12 protein-coding genes and 1 pseudogene are annotated in these 13571 nt (G+C 47.6%); 4 read left to right on the top strand and 9 right to left on the bottom strand.

Annotated elements, in window-relative coordinates; genetic code table 11:
• A pseudogene (locus tag IQ270_RS22175) lies at positions 1–301 on the top strand (hypothetical protein); the annotation flags it as partial.
• A 249-nt stretch (positions 302–550) separates the two neighbouring features.
• On the opposite strand, the gene IQ270_RS22170 reads toward IQ270_RS22175, so the two are convergent.
• Complete coding sequence (locus IQ270_RS22170; protein ID WP_193975367.1) at positions 551–1042, bottom strand: WbuC family cupin fold metalloprotein; 492 nt, start codon at positions 1040–1042, stop codon at positions 551–553.
• Positions 1043–1118: 76 nt separating this feature from the next.
• On the opposite strand from IQ270_RS22170, the gene IQ270_RS22165 reads away from it, so the two are divergent.
• Positions 1119–2345: a tetratricopeptide repeat protein gene (locus IQ270_RS22165; RefSeq protein ID WP_193975366.1), complete on the top strand. Its 1227-nt coding sequence runs from the start codon at positions 1119–1121 to the stop codon at positions 2343–2345.
• Positions 2346–2597: 252 nt separating this feature from the next.
• Here the strand turns inward: IQ270_RS22165 and IQ270_RS22160 are convergent, their stop codons facing one another.
• Positions 2598–3470: an S-methyl-5'-thioadenosine phosphorylase gene (locus tag IQ270_RS22160; protein ID WP_193975365.1), complete on the bottom strand. Its 873-nt coding sequence runs from the start codon at positions 3468–3470 to the stop codon at positions 2598–2600.
• A 209-nt stretch (positions 3471–3679) separates the two neighbouring features.
• Between IQ270_RS22160 and IQ270_RS22155 the strand changes: the two genes are divergently transcribed.
• Positions 3680–3880, top strand: coding sequence for a hypothetical protein (locus IQ270_RS22155; protein WP_193975364.1), 201 nt, complete (start codon positions 3680–3682; stop codon positions 3878–3880).
• A gap of 245 nt (positions 3881–4125) precedes the next feature.
• Here the strand turns inward: IQ270_RS22155 and IQ270_RS22150 are convergent, their stop codons facing one another.
• The 4 genes from IQ270_RS22150 to IQ270_RS22135 form a co-directional block, all read right to left on the bottom strand.
• Positions 4126–4965, bottom strand: a complete 840-nt coding sequence (locus IQ270_RS22150) for a Tab2/Atab2 family RNA-binding protein (RefSeq protein WP_193975363.1) — start codon at positions 4963–4965, stop codon at positions 4126–4128.
• Positions 4966–5208: 243 nt separating this feature from the next.
• Positions 5209–6414: an adenylate/guanylate cyclase domain-containing protein gene (locus tag IQ270_RS22145; protein WP_193975362.1), complete on the bottom strand. Its 1206-nt coding sequence runs from the start codon at positions 6412–6414 to the stop codon at positions 5209–5211.
• Positions 6415–6790: 376 nt separating this feature from the next.
• A complete protein-coding gene (locus tag IQ270_RS22140; RefSeq protein WP_193975361.1) occupies positions 6791–7333 on the bottom strand; it encodes a carboxymuconolactone decarboxylase family protein in 543 nt (180 codons plus the stop codon).
• Between the two features lie 285 nt (positions 7334–7618).
• A complete protein-coding gene (locus IQ270_RS22135) occupies positions 7619–7858 on the bottom strand; it encodes a hypothetical protein (RefSeq protein WP_193975360.1) in 240 nt (79 codons plus the stop codon).
• Between the two features lie 40 nt (positions 7859–7898).
• On the opposite strand from IQ270_RS22135, the gene IQ270_RS22130 reads away from it, so the two are divergent.
• Positions 7899–9173, top strand: a complete 1275-nt coding sequence (locus tag IQ270_RS22130) for a valine--pyruvate transaminase (RefSeq protein WP_193975359.1) — start codon at positions 7899–7901, stop codon at positions 9171–9173.
• 23 nt (positions 9174–9196) lie between these two features.
• Here IQ270_RS22130 and IQ270_RS22125 read toward each other — a convergent pair whose 3' ends face one another.
• The 3 genes from IQ270_RS22125 to sat all read right to left on the bottom strand — a co-directional run bounded on the left by IQ270_RS22125 (position 9197) and on the right by sat (position 13285).
• Complete coding sequence (locus IQ270_RS22125; RefSeq protein WP_193975358.1) at positions 9197–9388, bottom strand: hypothetical protein; 192 nt, start codon at positions 9386–9388, stop codon at positions 9197–9199.
• A gap of 145 nt (positions 9389–9533) precedes the next feature.
• Positions 9534–11705, bottom strand: a complete 2172-nt coding sequence (locus IQ270_RS22120) for a caspase family protein (protein WP_193975357.1) — start codon at positions 11703–11705, stop codon at positions 9534–9536.
• A 398-nt stretch (positions 11706–12103) separates the two neighbouring features.
• Positions 12104–13285: a sulfate adenylyltransferase gene (gene sat, locus IQ270_RS22115; RefSeq protein ID WP_193975356.1), complete on the bottom strand. Its 1182-nt coding sequence runs from the start codon at positions 13283–13285 to the stop codon at positions 12104–12106.
• Between the last annotated feature and the right edge of the window lie 286 nt (positions 13286–13571).

The following is a 13571-nucleotide window of genomic DNA, read 5'->3' as shown; positions in this document are numbered from 1 at the left end:
AGCAAATTGCGTCCACAAACCGCAGCAAATGCTGTTGCCAAAATCGGCGACCACTCTCTACACGACAATCGCAGCAGAAATAGACGGCGAACCGCCTCCAGCTTTAATGATCCTCGGTTTGGAATCAGTGGAGTCGATCGATCGACTCCTGGTTTCCACCAACCTAGTATGCAGCGATTTCAGCAAAAAATTTTCCTTTCCCATCATCTTTTGGGTAACAGACGAACTTCTTAGAAAAATCGTTCGCACCGCCCCAGACTTATACAATCGGATGACAACAATTAGATTCATTAGTTGTTAGTTGTTAGTTGTTAGGTGTTAGGTGTTAGTTGTTAGTTGTTAGTTGTTAGTTGTTATTTGTTAGTTGTTATTTGTTATTTGTCAACAGCTAACAGTTAACAGCCAACAGTCAACAGTTAACAGGGCTCTCCTGGGTTTATGGTGGATACGGTATCAAACACAACTGTTCGCGATTCTGTGATGCCCTTGGAGTAAGGATATGCGGTTTGTTTATCACCACAAACTCAGGAGAGCCGTTAACAGTTAGCAGTCAACTCTTAAATTCCGCTTCCCAAAGCCGGACTAATTCCCGCGCCCCCACACTTCCCTCAGCCGGAAAACCGGGCAAAAAGTCTTTATCCGCAGCAGCGTCGTAAGGCCCCTCCTTAAACTCCAAAATCACAGTATCCGCAGCCAAAGCTACTAACGTGTGAATAGTGCCCTCGGGAAGTTCCACAGCGCGAGTCGGTCCAGCAGCGCCGACTCGCAACGATCGCAGGATTTGACCGTTTTCGTTCAAAATCAGAATACCGACTTCTCCTTGAATCACCGCAAAAAACTCAAAACCGTTAACAGCAGGGGGGCGCAGGTGTCGGTGAGGGCGCACGTAAGTACCCAGTTGCAGCACATTGACAAACCGCTGCACCTTTTCTGAAAGATCGTGGAAATTGTAGTTTTGTCGCCCGCGGGGGCTGCTGCGAGAGGAAGCTGCAACTTCGTCTAGCAATTCCTGCGTCAGGCACTTAATTGGAGGGGACTGCACAACAGATATCCTATATTTAATAGTTTTTGAACAAATGGGCTAGTCTGAGATTATCCTTACCAGCATCTCTTGACATATGAAAATCGCAAATCAGGTGTACATCACTAAGGCAATGCGTTTGTCAAGTATTTTTAGAACAATTATTAGCCCGATCGCCCTTTGGACTATTCTAGTCTGCGCCAGCAGCGTTTCTGCCTCACAACCGAGGACAGCAGCACTGTTGGTTCAGCAGGAATTGCCCCAACAGCAAATTAAAGAAGAAATTCGCGATCGAGTTCAAGAAGAAGTTGACATTGCTTTCGGGCGCACGGCGACACTACTAAACGGACTGGTAATTGCCTTAACTTTGTTTCCGACAGCAGCCGGAGTCGCTGTTTGGTTTCTGTACAATAAATTGTCCCAGCAGACAACAAGTGCTCGCCAAGAAATCGAAAGTCTCCATTACGATACAATTTCTCAATTAAAACTATTAATTTCCGAAGCTGAAGGTATCTTAGGCGAAATTCAACACCAAAGTCACCAGGCGGATGTAGAAACAGACTTGTTATTACCCGATGCCCAAATTCAAGAATTTGCTCCGGTTAACTACGGCAATTACCAACAGTTATTGACGGCGGGCGACTATGCCAAACAGGGAGATTCTTGTTTCTTTGAAAACCGCTACGAAGATGCGATCGCAGCTTACAATCTCGCCCTGCAAATTCAGCCGGATTTAGCCGATACCTGGAACAACCGGGGAGTAGTGCTGACTCGAATGCAGCGGTATCCAGAGGCGATCGCCTCCTACGAACAAGCTACGACAATTCGCCCGCAGTATCCCGACGCTTGGAACAACCGAGGCGTGGTATTGTTGGAGTTGCAGAAGTACCAGGAGGCGATCGGCTGTTACGAACAAGCCATCCAAGCCAAACCCGATTACGCCGACGCTTGGAACAACCGAGGCGTTGCTTTTTCCAAAATGCAAGAGTACGAACAAGCAGTAATTTCTTACAATCAAGCCCTACAAATAAAAAATGATTATACAGACGCTTGGAACAATCGAGGCGTTGCACTCTCCAAATTACAAAAATACGAAGCGGCGATCGATTCCTACAATAATGCTGCTAAAATCCGACCTGACTTCTACAGAATTTGGTACAATAAAGCCCGATGTTATGCGCTGCAAGGTCAAATTGAATTAGCAATTGAAAATTTAAAACGAGCCCTCAATCTCAATCCTAATTTGTGCAAAGAGTTAGCAAAAACTGAAGCTGACTTGGAGCAGATTCGCGAATACGACGCATTCAAGCAGTTGATCGGTTAATTGGGAATCGGCGTGGGTATTGAGAAACCGGGTTTCTACGAATATTTTCAGTGAAGTACGAACAATAAGGGAAGAAACCCGGTTTCTGAGATTAGCGTACACCCAGACTTTGTAAGTAGCGAGAAACCGGGTTTCTACCAATATTTTCAGTGAAGTACGAAAAATAAGGGAAGAAACCCGGTTTCTGAGATTAGCGTACACCCAGACTTTGTAAGGTAGCGAGAAATCCGGTTTTGTAGAAATTTTAGGAACTTACAAATATTTCTGCAACAGCAAACCCATTTTTTCCTTAGTTGCGGCCGGAACTTTGTCCAGCGGAGTCAGAATTGCATATTTCAAAGCAGAATGTGCATCAGAAACGGGGGGATTTTCTGTTAGTCTACGGACTGTTTCTTGAATAACTTTTTGGGCATTTTCCGCATTGCGGTGCAAGTTAGCGATTACCATTTCTACGGTTACGCTGTCGTGATCTTCGTGCCAGCAGTCGTAATCGGTGACTAATGCTAAAGTTGCGTAAGCAATCTCTGCTTCTCTGGCTAATTTTGCTTCGGGCAAATTTGTCATCCCGATGACTGTCGCCCCCCAACTGCGGTAAAGATTTGATTCTGCTTTTGTGGAAAATGCGGGGCCTTCCATGCAGACGTAGGTGCCTCCTCGATGCAGGGTAACGTCGGGGATGTTCAAGGATTCGATCGCGCTTACCAACACTTTAGCCAATTCGCCACAAATCGGCTCGCCGAATGTGATGTGACCGACTATTCCTTCTCCGAAAAAAGTAGAAGCTCGATTTTTTGTACGATCGATAAACTGATCCGGCACTACCATATCCAAAGGTTTTGCCTCTGCTTTCAGAGAACCAACCGCCGACGCCGAGATTAAATACTCAACTCCCAAACTCTTCATTGCATAAATATTTGCCCGATACGGCACTTCTGAGGGCAAAAAAGTGTGGTTGCGGCCGTGTCTTGCCAGAAACGCAACGGGCGTACCGTCCAATGTTCCCACAATTGCGGCATCCGACGGCCCTCCAAAAGGTGTATCAATTTTCACCTCTTCTACATCCTTGAGGGCTGCCATTTTATACAAACCGCTGCCACCGATAATTCCGATCTTTGCTTGTGCCATTTTTACCCTCTAGGTGAGTTTCACAACATTGATTCTATTAGAACACCGTTAAGTTGGCGTAAATATCGTTAAACATTTCATGACAACACTTATCAGGCTTACACTATCTTGTGAAATAAAAAATGTGATTTCAATTACAATATAAGTTGACGAAATCTTGAAGAATCACACTAGAGAGTTCTGTTATCTATTTTCAGGGTGTTGAGACTATGACAGTCAGTTCTGCTAGCATTCCCAAAATCTCTGTGGAGGCGGTTGCCCAGCGCATCTTTGCCTTCCGCCAAATTACCCCCCTTGACAGACAACTGCTTAAGTCAGCAGTCCTCAACGGGCTTGACCAAAAGGATCATTTTCACATTAACCGATTGTGTGAGGGCATCCAAAACGGATTGATTCTGGTTGTGGAATAACTTTACGGCACTATCTCTTACTAGATTAAGCTGTCGGACAAATAAACATTGTATGTTGAGGGGGGCGGCACAGCCCACCCCACTCATTGTTTTAATGTTTTTTGAGATACAGTTTAAATACACAACAGCTTAAGAGGTTGTTCTAATAATTTGTGCTTGAGTCTGTATCTGCTGGAACTATGTTCGGGCAGCACTTTATTGTTTGTGGGCGATCGACCGACATCAGAAATAATATTATTTAAATCTTAACGATCGAACTTTAACAACCAAAATCCTGTATAAGTGATACCGCTGTCATCCGGCTGCACTAATAAAAAATGCAATCCTTTACTTGATTGCTGGCGCTGTTGGTAAATTTGGGCCGCCGCCTTCACCTCCCTATCTTCAAAAGTAGCCACCACCCACCTATCCGCTAAGCCAGCTTCCAAAATCAATCCATCGGGAGCACCCGCAATATAATTCAAAGCAAAAGGTTTGGCATCCTCAAGCCATCTAGCCAGCCGCATCGACTGTCGCCCGCCGTCAATCACAACTCCAGGCACCGGTACTGTTGAGGCTAAGCCCAAAGTCAGCGGTAGCAGCAATTCGGGCATTTCCAATATTGGCAGGGCACGCCCTTGGAAAGCCTCTTCAATGTCGCCTGCGGGTAGGGAAGCAAAACGCCAGCCATCGCCCCAAAGGTTTTCGGGTAAGGGCACTGGCGGCGGAGTCTCAAGGGCGATCGGGCTGTAAGTTTCGGCTGTATAATTAGGCATACTCAAATATTCTTTTGCCCGTTTTTGTAGCAGCAATTTCAGAGCCGCAGTGCGTCGAGTCGCTTCTACTTTGATACCCAAAACTTTGCCCGCAGCTTCGATTAAACTCAGAGACTGAGGTCTAAATACTTGAATCAAATCGGGCAAATTCTGAGTTTGAGCTTGCTGCTGCAACTGCGCGGCTAGCCAATTAGAATTAGCAGCCCCCTGACGGCAAAAAGCGCTAAATTGAAAACTTTGTGCGCCGTCGCAAATTAAGAGTTCCCATAATGGTTTACCCGCCTCGTCTTGGAGGGGGCGACGGTAAAAATCTGCTTGCCAAATACGCATGGAAGTTAAGAAATAAAATCTACAACTCGATAATTTTAATATAACCAGGGTACACTGCGGTGCAATACCGCTTTCCTGAGCAGCATCGGATTTATGGCATCTGTAAAGCGCGCGCTTGATCGAGAAATCTTTAAATCCAGACTGCAAGACTATTTACACTCGCGCACCGTTCCAAGGATTAAAAAATACCGATGCTACTGTCAACGCTCTAAGGGTTCGGTTAGTCATTCCCCTTTGCCAAATTTATTTAAGATTGCGAACCAAATACATATCCAGTTCTCCTTTATTTTTAGCAGGAATTTTTCCTCGATATTCACATTCGCAAAAATCTTTAACTAATTCAAACGTTGCAGCCGAAATATTGATGTTTCCAGGCAGGCCCGAAGATTCCATCCGGGATGCAGTATTAACTGTATCTCCCCAGACATCATAGGCAAACTTCTTATTGCCAATTACCCCAGCAAGTATGGGGCCTGAATGAATACCGATCCGGATCTCCCAATAAGGAATTTTTTGCTCAGCTTTCTGGGCTTTTCGCAGCTCCATGAACTGTTGAATTTCTAGAGCTGCAAGTACAGCGTCAAAGGCGTGCGTTGCCCTAGGCGTAGGGATTCCAGCCGCACACATATAGCTGTCGCCAATAGTCTTCAATTTTTCCATAGAGTATTTATCCATCACGCGATCGAAATAAGAAAAGCAATAGTCAAGTTCGTCAACTAACTCTCGCGGTGTCATGTTTTCGGATAACTGAGTAAAGCCTTGAAAGTCAGTAAACAGAACCGATACGCAATCATAATGAACTGGTTCGACTTTGCCGTTATTTTTGAGTTCTTCGGCAATTTCAACTGGGAGAACATTCAAAAGTAGCTGGTCGGATTTGTGCTTTTCGGCATCGAGTTCGGAATACAGCTTGTTGATCTCTTTAAAGCGTTCAGCGTTGCGGATGGCTGAGGATAGTTGCAAAGCCAAAAGATAGCCAATCCGCAAGTCTTCTTGAGTGTAAGCTCCCGGCTTAGTTGTGGCAAAATTAATTGTTCCTAAAACCTTACCTTCGCTTTCCAAAGGAATAATAATTTGCGAAGCGTAGGGGGATAAAATAGCAGTAGCACCCGCTTCTTGAATTAATTGAGGTTGACGTGTTTTGAAGGCCTTGCTAATCGGGCCGCTGTCTGGTATGGCTGTAATATCTATGGGGATATGCTGGCCAAATAAAGTCGTGCAAGTGTTAGTGCTGTACAGGCAAACGCTACAGTGTTCAAAGTCTAACAGCCATTTGGCTTGCTTGCCTATTACCCGCAAAATCTCGTTGAGATCGAGGGTGCGGTTAATGGCAGTGGCAATTTCGTTGACTGCGGCAATGCGGATGGAAAGCGCTTGAGCTTCTGCTAACAAACGGCGGGCTGTAAACAAAAGTTGTTCTCGGTCTTGATCTTCTAAGCGATCGCCCATAGTATGGCTGTGATATATATAGCCGAGTCTGAGGTTTCTGGAGGTACACTCCCTTGATGGGGAATTGGGAATTGGGAATTGGGAATTGGGAATCGGGAATTGGGAATCGGGAATTGGAATGGGCTCCGCGGAGGGCAGAAATCTCCTCGCTGGTAGCTAACCCTCACTCAAATTACTGATCCTGCTATTACCTATTAGCTATTACCAATCCTGCTATAGCGGTTCTCAAATAAGTGAGGTATGCCCGGCGCGGGCCGGAGCGGGTCGCGAGAGCAGCTCATGTTACGCTCGAAAGGCTATATTCCCTATTCCCTATTCCCTATTCCCTATTATCGCTCGCAGAAGAGTACCTCATGTTACTGAGAACCGCTATAGATTACAAAGCATCTATTTCGAGGGCAATGGCATCGGTATATCGGTTGACGAAGCTAAATAAATCGGCTGTGGCAATAATCTCAAAGATTTCGGAATCATCTAGCCCTAAATTCCGGAGGTTTTGGTAATGAGCTTCTGTCATTTCCAGGGGTTTTGTAGCAGCCAGCAAGCCAAAGGCAATTACGGCTTTATCGCGTTTTGGCAAAGGGCAGTTGGCAAAGTCAGAAACTAGGGTTCGCAGGACTTCTTCGCTCATGCCCAAGGCTGACAATCCGTGCAGGTGAACTTGGAGAGCGTACTCGCTATTATTTGATTGGGAAATAGCGATGCCGATCATTTCTTTAAGGGTGCGGGGCAAGTCTCCTTGCAGGATTGTTCCGCGGAATTTTTGCCAATTTGCTTCTAATATGTCAGGGTTGATTGCCATTGACTTGAATAAGTTGGGGACGATACCAAACCCCAGTTCTGTCAATATTTCTTCGTAGACTGCTTTGGCTTTAGGATCGGTAAGTTGCTCGTATTCTGTAAGTGGAAAGTAGGTCATTGCTGTGTAGAATTTTACGGCTCTTAATTTGGATTGGGATTTGCGATCTTTTTATGTAACGCCACTCAAAGGGTGAGGTTACCCGCTATATTGGCTTTAGTTGAATTGATAATAAAATGCACCGCTGTTAGCCAACTGTGAATCTTGAAAATGAGCTATCAACAAGTCCACTTTGTGAGGCTAAATTAAATATGCAACTATTATAGCAGTAAGCTGCTAATTTTAAATTGTCTCAAAGGCGGCCGTCAATTATCGGCAATTCATGTGGCGTGTGGGGGAGAAATTTCACCAAAATTGAAAAATCGCGATCGTACTGCCCCGATCGCGATTTTTCAGGCAAAAAAACACTGTTCGATCGATCGCCCGACAGAAGTCCACAAATAACCTGAATCGGGTGTTCTCGCGCGCACAGAGGAAAAAACAAAATGCTGTGCGACGATCGAGTTTATTGAATTTGCCTATCATGTCGATCGACAACCCATAACCCAGACGGGCCGCGCGATCGCCTGCGACTGGAGTTATCATGGGTAAACGGTAAACTTCTATCATTATCGCTGCATATACTATGAACCCTGCCCTTACTCAGTTTGGCGCTCAGATGTCCCACCTCACGGGAGTTCGGGCAATTATGAAAGACATTATTGAAACTCTCAAAGCCGGCAGCGGGCAGGAGTTTATCAATTTGAGCGCGGGAAATCCGGTGATTTTGCCGGAAGTCGAGGAATTGTGGCGCGATTGCACGGCCCAACTTTTGGCGGGCCCGGAATACGGCGAAGTGGTTTGCCGCTACGGTTCTAGCCAAGGTTATCAGCCGTTTATCGATGCAGTATTGACCGATTTTAACCAGCGTTACGGGATGAATTTGACCGATCGCAATATCCTAATTACTCCGGGAAGTCAATCAATTTACTTCTACGCAGCCAACGCTTTCGGCGGCTACACTACCAGCAAACAGCTTAAAAATATTGTTTTACCGCTGAGCCCAGACTACACGGGTTACGGCGGCGTTAGCTTGATTCCCGAAGCAGTAGTCGCCTGCAAACCCACCCTCGATATTGATGCAGCCGCCCACAGGTTCAAATACCGCCCGGATTTCAGCCAACTGTCGATCGACCAAACCACTGGCTGCGTCATCTTTTCCCGTCCCTGCAACCCCACCGGCAACGTCCTGGGCGACGACGAAGTTCAGAAAATAGCAGATTTAGCGGCTGTTTTCGACGTGCCGGTGTTCGTCGATTCCGCCTACGGCCCTCCCTTCCCCTCCTTGAATTTTACCGAGATGACGCCGATTTTCGGAGGCAATATTGTGCATTGCATGAGTTTGTCAAAAGCGGGATTGCCGGGAGAAAGAATCGGAATTGCGATCGGCGATCAAAAGATTATTCAAATATTAGAATCTTTTCAGACCAATATGTGCATTCATTCGCCGAGATACGGACAGGCGATCGCAACTCTGGCCATTTCGTCTGGCGCTCTTGCAGACATTTCCCTGAACATAATTCGCCCGTACTATCAAAGCAAATTTGCGATCGTAGAAACCACCCTAGAACAAGCGATGCCGAAGGATTTGCCGTGGTTCTTGCATCGGGGCGAAGGAGCGATTTTTGCGTGGTTGTGGCTGAAAGATTTGCCAATGACAGATTGGGAACTGTATCAAAAATTGAAAGAAGTCGGCGTAATTGTCGTGCCAGGAAGTTCTTTCTTCCCAGGTTTGCGCGAAGATTGGCAGCACAAGCACGAGTGTTTGCGAATTAGTTTGACTGCGACAAATGATGAGATTGAAACTGCGATGAAACACTTGGCTAAACTGGTGGAAAAAGTTTATCGTGGCCCAGAGTAATTGCGAAAATCAGATGCTCGCAATCAGTATTTGTAGGGTGCGGATGCACCGAAAATCCGATCGGGAGCATTTGATTTTCGGTGCATCCGCACTCTGATATCAAATCCGGTAACATCGGAACGATCGAACCGCGAAGACGCTTGTAGCGCGTTCGGGGAAGACGTTCCCGTTCCCTGCAGGAGTTCGGTGAAGGGTAGAGTAAGAAAGACGTACATCTTCTGATTGCTCTGACTTAGCGCTCTTGGCTTCTTCGCGGTTCATTCGACCTTACCACCTATTAGTTATCATTCTGATACAACCGGATTTGATCTGACAACTGGCGCGCAGATGTTCCCGTAAAAAACATTTCTAATTTCACCATTAAACGACCCGATAGACAAAACTCAAACTCGCCCAAACATTCACATCCAAGGCCAAATTGTCAGTGGATATCCCCACCTTCTGCACGCTCGGAATGCTAGCAGCGTGCAAATCTTCGAGGACGGCCTGCGCTACACTTAGAGGATTCAACAGCACTCGGATTGGTGAGGCATTCCTGACTGTCGGCATTCCTTCTTCGAGCACTGCCAGAGTTCGAGCGAAGGGGTTCTCACTAAATATAATTAAAGTTTCGGCCAGTCCGATCGGTCCCGATACCTCCCATCCGAAAGCCCCAGCAGCCGGGACGCTCAAATTCTCCCCAGGGGCGATCGCCCGCGACATCCCACCGGCAGCATCATTTTCACTCTGATAATTCATAGCCAGCAGCCGTCCGGCTCGATCGGAAGAAAACACTGCAGCATAAACCGGGCGTTCGCTTTCGTTATACATTCTGTACGCAATTCGATTGCCCTTGTTCACACTTAGTATGTCTACATTTGCTGATTTCTCGCTGTCGGCGCTCAGGGGCTCCAAGCGATAAGTGCGATCGCCTCGTATCGGCGAGCGCTGCACCATCACTCGGGCTTGTGGCGCGAGAGTTGTCAGCGCCGCCCGCACCTTTAGCCGCGACGACCCCTCGTTGAGGGTCAGCCGCAGCAACTTCGCCGCCAGCAACCCTTTCAACTGCGGAGCCAACCGCTGCACCGCCACCTTCACCGCTTCTCCACCGTCGCCCTCGGTGTCGGGAACGGGGGTTTGGGCGACAGAAAACAAGCCGTAGCGCCGCCCCGACACAACAGTCCGATCCGAAAAAGTTTCGGCTAAAGTTGTTTCCGGGACTCGGCCGAACCGAAAGTCAGCCGGTTGCTCGCTCCCTACGGGCGAAATGTGGGTGACAGCGGCAAAGGCACTGGTAGCGTCCACCCGCTCGATGCGTTCCAAACCCGAGTCCAAAGCTACTGTCAAACTGATGTTTCGCGGCAGTACCCGAATTTCTTCCCTCACGAGTTCGCCGCCGGTTAATTGCCGATTTGTACGATCGATCCCGTCTAAAATTTGAGCTTTGGCAGACAAACCCGTGCGTGTCCGCAGCAAAAGCCGATCGCCCCGGGAGCCATCCACCGCAAACACAGAACCGTCGCAACACTCCAAAACTCCCGGCGACAAACCGCCCAGCCACAACTGCACAGTTTTGCCGCTATCTTCCACCGCCGTCACAGCGCCATCAGCAGCAGCGGAATTCAACATTAAACTTGAAAAATTAACCCCTGGCGGTACCTTTAAATTGTCACGGCGAATTTGCGGTTGTTGCGACAACCCCGCCATTTCCTCGACAGTACCCGCGGCGCGACTGAAACTAACGCTCAAACTGCTAGCGGGAGTTGCCAACCACAGAGTTTTGGTGAGGGCGTAGGTAAACAAACCAGCGGTAAATCCGTTCCACTCTTGTTCGGCGGCAAGGTGCGAATTGGCAGCAGCAGCAAGTAAGACCGCCGCCGGACGGAGATTTGAGCTGGACTTGAGGTCTTCGGCAAATGTTAATTCTCTGAGGCTTGGCTGCCCGATGGTGTGGCGGGGGCGGGAGCGAATGCGAAAGTTGCCGTTTTTGTGAAAACCTGGATAGGTGTAGCTGGTGTCGAGGATGGCGATCGCGTTTTCTGTCGCGAGCGATCGCACCAACAGCAGCAGCGTTTCCTCTAAAATATCGTTCACCACTCGGTTTGCTAACAGCGGCACAACATCATCCACCGGCACCAAACTATTTTGCCTTTTGCCGGGAGAGTCGATCGCGCCGACTTGACTACCGCAGCCGCTAAAGTGAAAAACCACGGTATCACCTGGTTTTGCTTGTTCATGCAAGTGAGTTGCAAAAGCCGTCTCGATATTTTCCCTAGTAGCTAGAGCATCAGTCAAAGTCAGAATATCCGACGGTGCAAACCCAAACCGATAGATCAGCAATTCCCGCTGTAATTCCACATCCGTCACGCAGCCGTACAGAGGCGAGTCGGGATATTGATCGACGCCCACCAACAAAGCCAATTTACGCCCTGTCGGCTGGGCGAGCGCTTGGAGGTAGCGATCGCCCAACCGCAACCACACGGTCTCGCTAATGCCGAGCGCGGCCAGCATCCGGCCAGCTTGCTGTAAAAATTCCCGCCGCTTCAGTCCCATTTTTTAAATAGCTGTGAATTTTCTGTTATGAATTTTAACTTAAATTCCCCTGAATATTTTTTGGGGATTTAACGCGCTCCGGGCTGAGGCAGAACCTTTGATATTGCAGGTTTGCACCCCACCTCTAGAGCCGTACAAGTAGCTTCTTCAACCACTTTCTGGCTAATTTTGTATAGTGCGGCTTGTATCGCCGGCGATGCGCGCCGCACTTTACTACTATAATTAGCCTATAAAACCACTTTTTGCCTAATTTTTGTAGATTGTGACTGTTAATTATTCAGATCATTCTTAAGTTTTAAGTTGATAAATTTGAGTTTTAAGCTTAAACTTTCAGATTTCAAACTCAAAACCCAAAATTAACAACTTTTCCAAATGCCACCAATACCAAAGTTCAAGACTTAAATCTCGTAACTAAAAATATTCATAGCCTTGGCTAATTCTGCTGCTACTTCCGGACGAGAAAACTGCGGCGGTGGCAATTTTCCAGCGCGCAGCATTTCCCGCACCTTGGTTCCCGACAAATGCACCCGCTGTTCGGGAGTGCTGGGACTTGTTTTAGTTGTAGCCATTTGTTCCGTCAGCTTGCAATAGAAAGCGTGCTCGAATTTCATCGGCACAATTCCCAATTCAGAAGGTTCAAATTCGTCAAAAATATGTTGGGCATCGTAAGTCCCGTAATAATCGCCAACTCCAGCATGATCGCGCCCTACAATAAAGTGAGTGCATCCGTAGTTTTTGCGGATTAAAGCATGAAAAATTGCTTCTCGCGGCCCGGCGTAGCGCATCGCCGCCGGATTAATTGCCAAAATTACCCGTTCTTTTGGATAGTATTTTTCTAGCAGAATTTCGTAGCAGCGCATCCGCACGTCAGCGGGGATGTCGTCATCTTTAGTTGTCCCGACTAGCGGGTGCAGAAACAAGCCGTCTACTGTTTCTAAGGCGCATTTTTGGATGTATTCGTGGGCACGGTGAATGGGGTTTCTGGTTTGGAAACCGACTATAGTTTTCCATCCTTTTTCGGAGAACAGCATTCTCGATTTCGCCGGGTCAATTTGGTATTGGGGGAAACGGGCGTCTAGTTCGCGTTCTAGCAGCCAAACGTCGCCTGCGAGGTTGACCGGCCCGGCTTGGTCTACTACTTGGACGCCGGGGTGTTTGAGGTCGTCGGTGCGGTAGACGTTGAGGGCTTCTTGTTCTTTGCTGTAGTGATATTTTTCTGCAAGTTCCAAGATGCCTGCAAACTCGCCCGCGGGCGAGTCGAGACGCACTAAAGTTCCTGGTTTCAGGGGGGCAGCGACTTCTTCTGTTACCGATAGGGTGATGGGAACCGACCACGGAATGCCGTTGGAGAGGCGCATTTCTTTGACGACCGATCGATAATCAGCTTCGTTCATGAACCCTTTGAGGGGACTCAGGGCGCCGATGGCGATCATTTGCAGGTCGGAGATCGATCGGTCCGAAAGCTGAACTCGCGGCAAGACTTCTGCTTTAGAGAAAAATTCTTGTCTTTGGTCTAGTGTGGCAATGCGGTTGACCAGGATGCCGCCGTGAGGGGCAATGCGGTCTGAATTCTGGCTCATGTCGATTTGAATTATTTGGTTTTAACTGCCAGAGTACATAGTACCAAGCGCGGGCTGTAAATCTACATTTTTTAATTGTTCTCGACTTGTGCAAAAGGCTGTTGAAGACCCGGCTGAAATCGCTTAACTGCCAACTCGCGCCCTCAAAAATCTCAACTTTCCGCTCAAGTCTGCACTTAAAATTCTGCGGGTTCTCTTCTGGAATTTACGCAGCTAAGGAATGAGAATTAAATAACTTACCATTTTTATGGTTCTTGTGGGATGGGCGGGAGATCCCGTCCAGGAC

Source organism: Microcoleus sp. LEGE 07076 (assembly GCF_015207455.1).
Classification (GTDB): Bacteria; Cyanobacteriota; Cyanobacteriia; order Cyanobacteriales; family Microcoleaceae; genus Microcoleus.
This window is presented reverse-complemented; position numbering and strand designations above follow the sequence as displayed.

What these genes read in the sequence shown, in the direction of transcription:
- IQ270_RS22165 (WP_193975366.1), top strand. Translation starts at nt 1,119, where the DNA reads ATGAAAATCGCAAATCAGGTGTACATCACTAAGGCAATGCGTTTGTCA.
- IQ270_RS22160 (WP_193975365.1), bottom strand. Translation starts at nt 3,470, where the DNA reads ATGGCACAAGCAAAGATCGGAATTATCGGTGGCAGCGGTTTGTATAAA.
- IQ270_RS22155 (WP_193975364.1), top strand. Translation starts at nt 3,680, where the DNA reads ATGACAGTCAGTTCTGCTAGCATTCCCAAAATCTCTGTGGAGGCGGTT.
- IQ270_RS22150 (WP_193975363.1), bottom strand. Translation starts at nt 4,965, where the DNA reads ATGCGTATTTGGCAAGCAGATTTTTACCGTCGCCCCCTCCAAGACGAG.
- IQ270_RS22145 (WP_193975362.1), bottom strand. Translation starts at nt 6,414, where the DNA reads ATGGGCGATCGCTTAGAAGATCAAGACCGAGAACAACTTTTGTTTACA.
- IQ270_RS22140 (WP_193975361.1), bottom strand. Translation starts at nt 7,333, where the DNA reads ATGACCTACTTTCCACTTACAGAATACGAGCAACTTACCGATCCTAAA.
- IQ270_RS22135 (WP_193975360.1), bottom strand. Translation starts at nt 7,858, where the DNA reads ATGATAACTCCAGTCGCAGGCGATCGCGCGGCCCGTCTGGGTTATGGG.
- IQ270_RS22130 (WP_193975359.1), top strand. Translation starts at nt 7,899, where the DNA reads ATGAACCCTGCCCTTACTCAGTTTGGCGCTCAGATGTCCCACCTCACG.
- IQ270_RS22125 (WP_193975358.1), bottom strand. Translation starts at nt 9,388, where the DNA reads ATGTACGTCTTTCTTACTCTACCCTTCACCGAACTCCTGCAGGGAACG.
- IQ270_RS22120 (WP_193975357.1), bottom strand. Translation starts at nt 11,705, where the DNA reads ATGGGACTGAAGCGGCGGGAATTTTTACAGCAAGCTGGCCGGATGCTG.
- sat (WP_193975356.1), bottom strand. Translation starts at nt 13,285, where the DNA reads ATGAGCCAGAATTCAGACCGCATTGCCCCTCACGGCGGCATCCTGGTC.